The organism is Elizabethkingia argenteiflava, assembly GCF_009904105.1.
GTDB lineage: Bacteria > Bacteroidota > Bacteroidia > Flavobacteriales > Weeksellaceae > Elizabethkingia > Elizabethkingia argenteiflava.
The window spans coordinates 1-6878 of record NZ_JAAABJ010000209.1; the positions used below are offsets into that span (position 1 = coordinate 1).

Genomic DNA, 6878 nt, shown 5'->3' on the forward strand with positions numbered 1-6878 from the left:
CTATCCATAACTGGGGTATCGCATTATCACAACTTTATGTTAAATTTGGAGAGAGAATTCTCAAGGAAAAAAACAGCTTTTGAGGAGCATTAATTTAGAACCTGACACAGTTCGGGTGACACTCCCCAGTGGAACAAAAAATCCTTACTTCTCGAAGTAAGGATAATATTGAATAACTGATAATTATTTTAACACTTAACTGTCAGATTAAGTCGGGGCTATTACAAATAATGATAAAATGGTTTTAAATAATTTCCCATACCCCTTTCTTAGTGAACTCTTTAAACGGATTTTTACTGCATCATCTGTTGGGAATGATCTTTTATTTTTGGTATATTTCTGATTTCCCGATTCGGATTCTCAATTAAATTGGTTGTATAAATTATTTTTTCTTTTAGATGGGAAACTCAAAAAAGACTGTTAATCCGTCCTAATTGTTCTGCTATTTTATGATAGGAGACCTTGTAAATAAGCTTCATATCGGAAATAAATTAGTCCTATCCGCGCGATCAACGTTTAGGATATGATGCACTACACATTTTTTGTGCAATTTTTCTGTATTCAATAAAAAAACCACCGCTTTGCGCAGTGGTTTTGAGCTATGCTTTTTCTATAGGTTTTCCAGCTTCTATTTTGGGTTTTCCGTCTGATTTTGGAGGTCTTGGAAGCAATGCTTTTCTAGAAAGTTTCATCTTCTTGCGATCATCATATCCCATAAATTTAACATCTACTTCATCGCCTTCCTTATATGGTACTTTATCCAAACGCTTCCACTCTATTTCAGAAATATGGAGTAATCCTTCCGTTCCTTTTGCGATCTGAACAAAAGCACCAAAATCCATTACTTTTACTACTTTCCCCTTGTAAATTTGTCCTAATACTGGAACAAAGGTAATTTCATTAATTTTAGTGATCACTTCTGTAATTTTCTCACGATTGGTTCCTGCGATCTCTACTCTTCCGATTTCTCCAATTTCCTCAATAGAAATAACCGTCTCGGTGTCTTTTTGCAATTGTTGAATATTTTTACCTCCAGGTCCGATTATAGCACCTATAAACTCTTTAGGGACTTCCAACATTTCCATTTTAGGAGCATGAGCTTTCACATCCACTCTGGATGCTGGCAAGGTTTCCAAAATTTTGTTCAAAATATGAAGACGCCCCTCTCTAGCTTGCATTAATGCTTTTTCCATAATATCCATGGAGAGCCCTTTAATTTTAATATCCATCTGACAAGCCGTGATTCCATCCTCGGAACCGGTCACCTTAAAATCCATATCTCCTAAATGATCTTCATCACCCAATATATCTGATAATACAGTCCATTTTTCAGTTTTAGGATCGGTGATAAGCCCCATTGCAATTCCAGAAACAGGTTTGGTAATAGGAATCCCGGCATCCATCAATGCTAAAGTTCCTGCACACACCGTGGCCATAGAAGAAGATCCATTAGATTCTAAAATATCGGAAACCACACGAATGGTATAGGGGGTATCACCCGGAATAACATTGGCTAAAGCTCTTTGCGCTAAATTTCCATGTCCCACCTCTCTTCTGGAGGTACCTCTTAAAGGTCTAGCCTCACCTGTAGAAAAGGGTGGAAAGTTATAATGTAAAAAGAATCTTTGATCATGTTGGGTAATGACACTATCCACCAAGTTAGCATCTTTAGAAGAACCTAAGGTTACTGCAGTAAGAGACTGAGTTTCACCCCGAGTAAAAACCGCTGACCCATGCGCTCCCGGCAAGTAATCTACCTCCGACCATATCGGACGAATAGTTTTGGGATCACGCCCATCTAAACGGATATTTTCGTTAAGAATCATCTGACGCATGGCTTCTTTTTCGACATCATGATAATACACCTTTACAAATGGAGTTACTCGTTCAAGTTCTTCTTCATCTGTATATTGTGCTAGAAATTCATCTAAAATCGCTTGAAATTTTTCGCCTCTTTCTTCTTTAGCTGAAGGGTTTTTGGCTACTTCATATACTTTGTCATAACAAGCTTTCCACACTTTTTCGCGAATTTCATCATCGTGCTCTTCGTGACAATATTCTCTTTTAGGAAATGATTTTCCTACTTTTTCGGCCAATCGCTCTTGAGCCTCAATCTGCACTTTAATTTCCTCATGAGCAAACTTAATGGCTTCTAGCATCTCTTGTTCGGAAATCTCTTTCATTTCGCCCTCTACCATTACAATAGAGTCTTTTGTTGCCCCTACCATAATGTCTAGATCTGCTTTCAAAAGGTTCTCATAGCTAGGATTCACGGATAGTTTACCGTCAATTCTCACCACTCTTACCTCTGACATTGGTCCATTAAAAGGAATATCTGTAATCGCAATTGCTGCAGAAGCTGCTAATCCGGCTAAAGCTTCTGGCATTACATCTTTATCATAAGAAATTAAGGAGATCATCACCTGGACTTCAGCATGAAAGTCTTCAGGGAAAAGCGGTCGTAGCACTCTATCTACTAAACGCATGGTCAAAACCTCCTCATCTGAAGGCTTGGTCTCTCTTCTAAAAAAGTTACCGGGGATACGTCCTCCGGAATAAAATTTTTCTCTATAATCTACGGTTAAAGGTAGAAAATCTATACCTGGATTTGCCTCTTTATTGGCTACCACTGTAGCTAACAACATGGTATTACCCATTCTCACGACAACCGACCCATCTGCCTGCTTGGCAAGCTTACCTGTTTCAATGGTGATTTCACGACCATCTTTCAGGACTATTTTCTCTGTAATTGATTGAGGTACACTCATAAAAAAAATAATCTTCTTGTACTCCGTATGAATACGTTACTATTTAAACACTTTAAATTTTCATGGGCAAAGGTAAGATATTTCTTTGGTAATTATTAAAAAGTTTCTTATTTCACCTTAAATTTTGATGGAAAAATAGAATCACTTTTAATATGAAAGCCCTATTATGGATTGAATACCTATTCTTACTGATTGTGGTCTGCGCTGTGCCTACGCGGAGTTGATGATGGTGTTATGCAGGCCTATTTCTATATAGCCTATACCCGGCATGTTGGGATATACTGTAAAAACACTTACTTTTATCATATCCCCTAACACTGGATTTTTCATTTCTCTAAGCCTGTATATTTAGAAAATGATTATCTGCTAATTTATCCTATTTCTTGGTACAGTTTAATGGTTTGCAGACTGAAATCCCAATACTTTTCAGCATCATCATCTTGGAAAGATTGTTTTTAAATAAGAGATCAAGATATTGGAGTATTCAAAAAGTATTTTTTATCTGAAAGTGTCCGCGCTCATCTCTTAGCATCATATTATAAATGAGAATAAAATCTTTAGATCTCCTCAAAAAAAATAATTTCCTTCTCTCCTCAGAAAGCATCTGGTATGAAGATTATAATAATTGATCAGAATACGCGGTGTCTTTACTATTTATAGGACACTAATTGGTCTTAATTTTCACCACCAACATCCGTGATCTTTAATAATCCTAAAACAAAATATTTTACAATAAAAAAAGCAACCTTCTAAGGTTGCTTTACGGATTTTATAGTTCTTACTTTCTAATACCCAATTCAGCGATAATAGCTCTATAACGCTCAATTTCGGTATTTTTAAGATAGTCTAACAATCTTTTTCTTTTACCTACTAGTTTCACCAAAGATTTTTCAGTAGCAAAATCTTTATGATTCTTCTTAAGGTGCTGGGAAAGGTGGTTGATTCTATAAGTGAACAAAGCAATTTGCCCCTCTGCACTACCTGTATCGGTTGCAGTTTTTCCGTGTTTTGCGAAGATCTCAGCCTTCTTTTCTTTAGTTAAATACATTCCAATATTATTTAAATGATTATTATGTAATTCGTGTGCAAAGATACAATTAATTTATTCATTTACAATAACTGATTTGCTTCCATGAGAAAGGCCTTCTAATCTAAAGTATTTACATAAAAATAAAGAGTTCTCAGGACTCTGAATATTTACTGGCTTTTTTAGCTTATTCAATAGTTTTTAATCCTTTAGTTTTTTTCAGGTGCCACGATGACTGGACTATGAAGTTCTCTGCTTTAGGAATTCATCTATATCCGTATCGAATCATTTTTGGATTCTATTTAGAAATTAAATAGTCCCTATTTCATGAAATAAGTTATTATTTCTGCTCTCCTTATCTAATAAGCAGGCAATAAAATATGAAATTCAACGAACTCTAAAAAAAACTTATTTTTTTACTGAATAAATGATGAACTGGCTGTATTTTTGTATTCTGAAAATAAAATGAAAAAAGTATTATTCTTCAAAACACTGACTATTATTGCAGCCAGCCTTTTTGTGAGTTGCTCCAATTTGGGTTATGGCATCAGCTATATGAACCATGATATTAAATTGGATAAAATCAATAAAGTGCTTTATCTTAACCCTGAAATATACCCTGATTTTGAAGGGATAGAAGAACCTACTTATCAAGCTTTTTTCAGTGCCACAACGGACACTTTGTATAAATTGGGAAATATTAAAGTGAAGAGGATTGATACTGAAATGCCTTATGATGATATTGATGTTCCCACATTAAAAGTCCTTTGCAACAACAATATGGCGGACCTTATCATTGTTCCTAAGGTCAAATATTTTAAAGTAGGCTTAGGCCGATACGTTTTATCCAATCAGGTGATTGTCACTATGAAATCTTATGATAAAATGGGTAATCTGGTAATGGAAGTTTTCTACGATACATATAATGGAAGTGGCCGTCTTATCGGCTCGGCAGAAAACTCTGTGAAAATTGGAACAACTGGGGCCATCCAGAAAATGTTCAAAAAATTTCAACAAAGAAAAGCAATTGGCACTCCTATTTCCTAAATTTATATAAAAATTAACGTATTTACTTTAGTATTTTCAATAAATTCACATTACTTTTGCTGCGGAAAAATTTGCTGTGATGGAAACAATTCTAAGTCCAGCTGACATAGCTGAAAAATTAAGTCGACTCCCTGCAGACCAAAGAGTTTTGGAGTTTCTAAAAATTCCAAAACAATATAAAGCTGAAGTCTTTGCACACTTTAACCCCAGTTTTCAAGAAGAAACCATACGCAGCATTGGCAGCAATGAAGTGGCGGATATTCTAAACGCCATGCCTCCAGACGACCGGACTCAACTCCTTGAGGATTTTCCGGATGAACTGATTAAATACTCCATTAATCTTCTCAACCCGTCTGAGAGATCAGTAGCCTTAAAGTTGTTAGGCTATAAGGCTGATTCTATCGCTCGTTTGATGACCCCCTACTATATTCAGGTTAAAAAAGAATGGACAGTAAAACAGTGCTTTACCCATATTAAAAAGGTAGGAAAGAAAGCAGAGACCATGAACTTCGTCTACGTAGTAGATGAGCACAACCGACTTATCGATGACATCATTATCGGCACTTTACTCTTGGCCGATGAAGATCAAAAGGTCTCCGAACTCATCGATCATCATTTTGTAGCGATTACCACTACCACCAGTAAAGAAGATGCCATCCACTATTTTGAAAAATACGATCGTGCGGCATTGCCTATTATCACTGAAAGTGGTGTACTCGTAGGTATTGTAACGATTGACGATATTCTAGATGAAATTGAACAACAAACCACTGAAGATATCCAAAAATTTGGGGGTCTGGAAGCTTTAGATCTGCCCTATACCCAAACCGGATGGATAGAAATGATAAAAAAAAGGGCTACTTGGCTAATCATACTTTTTATCTCCGAGATGCTTACGGCTTCTGCAATGGGATACTTTGATAATGAAATTCAAAAAGCAGTGGTACTGGCCCTATTTGTTCCTCTCATTATATCCAGCGGGGGAAATTCGGGATCCCAAGCAGCGACCTTAATTATTCGGGCAATGGCCCTACAAGAAATCAGTCTGAAAGACTGGTGGTATGTGATGAGAAAAGAAATTATTTCCGGGCTGTGTTTGGGTGCTATCTTAGGTGCTATTGGATTTATAAGAATCTACATTTGGCAATATTTAGGATTGTTCGATTATGGACAATACTGGCTCTATGTGGGATTAAGTGTCTCTCTATCTTTAGTACTCATCGTCCTTTGGGGAACTCTTTCAGGTTCAATGATACCTTTTATATTAAAAGGGCTAAAGCTAGACCCGGCGACTTCTTCGGCACCTTTTGTTGCAACGCTGGTAGACGTAACAGGGCTTATTATTTATTTTTCAGTTGCAGGGCTTTTACTTACTGGAAAACTTTTATAGGGACAACTGATTGTTTTTTTTCAATATTCGCTATAAAAAATACTATAAACGACTGATTTATAAAGATCAAAAAACTAAAACAGGGACTTGGATTCCCTGTTTTTTTAGAGCAAGAATATACTAATCATATTTTAATCTATACCATCGTCTCCTTACCGGATAATAAGTTCTATCCAAAAACAAGGTTTGTATTTATCATCAGTAAACTTATTCCTCTGTAATAAAAGTCCAGAAAATCTTCATGTAGTGCTTCTATCGGCTTTTCTAAGGCTTCTGATTCACTTGTCCCCATCACTAATATCCAATTGCCTTCAATATCACCATAGGGGTTTCCCTTATCAAAAATAGAAGTGACACCGCATAGCATAACCTCTTACCATATGCATTAAGAAATTGTCTTAATTTTTCTGCACAGATAGCTTCCGAAATTTTTTCATAAATATGATGAGCATCCTGATTGAATACACCGCAAGGAAAATATTTTATTCCACATCATAAGCATATTGATTTAGTTCTTTTACCCGTGGTGCATTTAGGATAAAAAAAGGGAGCTGCTCATTATTAGCTAAATACCTAAATTTAATAGTCTAACAAACGATTAAATATGAACAGTTTTACCGCAAATTATGAAAAAATATTAGAGATA

The 6878-nt window shown here is 35.9% G+C and carries 5 protein-coding genes; 2 read left to right on the forward strand and 3 right to left on the reverse strand.

Features of this window, described 5'->3' with window-relative positions; translation table 11 throughout:
- Window positions 1–599: 599 nt before the first annotated feature.
- Together GNY06_RS01650 and rpsO are read right to left on the reverse strand one after the other, a co-directional pair.
- Complete coding sequence (locus tag GNY06_RS01650; RefSeq protein ID WP_166518506.1) at window positions 600–2768, reverse strand: polyribonucleotide nucleotidyltransferase; 2169 nt, start codon at window positions 2766–2768, stop codon at window positions 600–602.
- A 778-nt stretch (window positions 2769–3546) separates the two neighbouring features.
- Entirely contained in the window at window positions 3547–3816 is a 270-nt protein-coding gene (gene rpsO / locus GNY06_RS01655) for a 30S ribosomal protein S15 (protein WP_166518507.1), read from the reverse strand.
- A 444-nt stretch (window positions 3817–4260) separates the two neighbouring features.
- Here rpsO and GNY06_RS01660 point away from each other — a divergent pair, with 444 nt between their 5' ends.
- Window positions 4261–4842 (forward strand): pyruvate decarboxylase, encoded by a 582-nt coding sequence (locus GNY06_RS01660; RefSeq protein ID WP_244614331.1) that lies wholly within the window; start codon window positions 4261–4263, stop codon window positions 4840–4842.
- Between the two features lie 79 nt (window positions 4843–4921).
- Window positions 4922–6232 (forward strand): magnesium transporter, encoded by a 1311-nt coding sequence (gene mgtE, locus GNY06_RS01665; RefSeq protein ID WP_166518508.1) that lies wholly within the window; start codon window positions 4922–4924, stop codon window positions 6230–6232.
- 169 nt (window positions 6233–6401) lie between these two features.
- Here the strand turns inward: mgtE and GNY06_RS01670 are convergent, their stop codons facing one another.
- Window positions 6402–6599, reverse strand: coding sequence for a hypothetical protein (locus tag GNY06_RS01670; protein ID WP_166518509.1), 198 nt, complete (start codon window positions 6597–6599; stop codon window positions 6402–6404).
- Between the last annotated feature and the right edge of the window lie 279 nt (window positions 6600–6878).

What these genes read in the sequence shown, in the direction of transcription:
- GNY06_RS01650 (WP_166518506.1), bottom strand. Translation starts at nt 2,768, where the DNA reads ATGAGTGTACCTCAATCAATTACAGAGAAAATAGTCCTGAAAGATGGT.
- GNY06_RS01670 (WP_166518509.1), bottom strand. Translation starts at nt 6,599, where the DNA reads ATGCTATGCGGTGTCACTTCTATTTTTGATAAGGGAAACCCCTATGGT.
- GNY06_RS01660 (WP_244614331.1), top strand. Translation starts at nt 4,261, where the DNA reads ATGAAAAAAGTATTATTCTTCAAAACACTGACTATTATTGCAGCCAGC.
- rpsO (WP_166518507.1), bottom strand. Translation starts at nt 3,816, where the DNA reads ATGTATTTAACTAAAGAAAAGAAGGCTGAGATCTTCGCAAAACACGGA.
- mgtE (WP_166518508.1), top strand. Translation starts at nt 4,922, where the DNA reads ATGGAAACAATTCTAAGTCCAGCTGACATAGCTGAAAAATTAAGTCGA.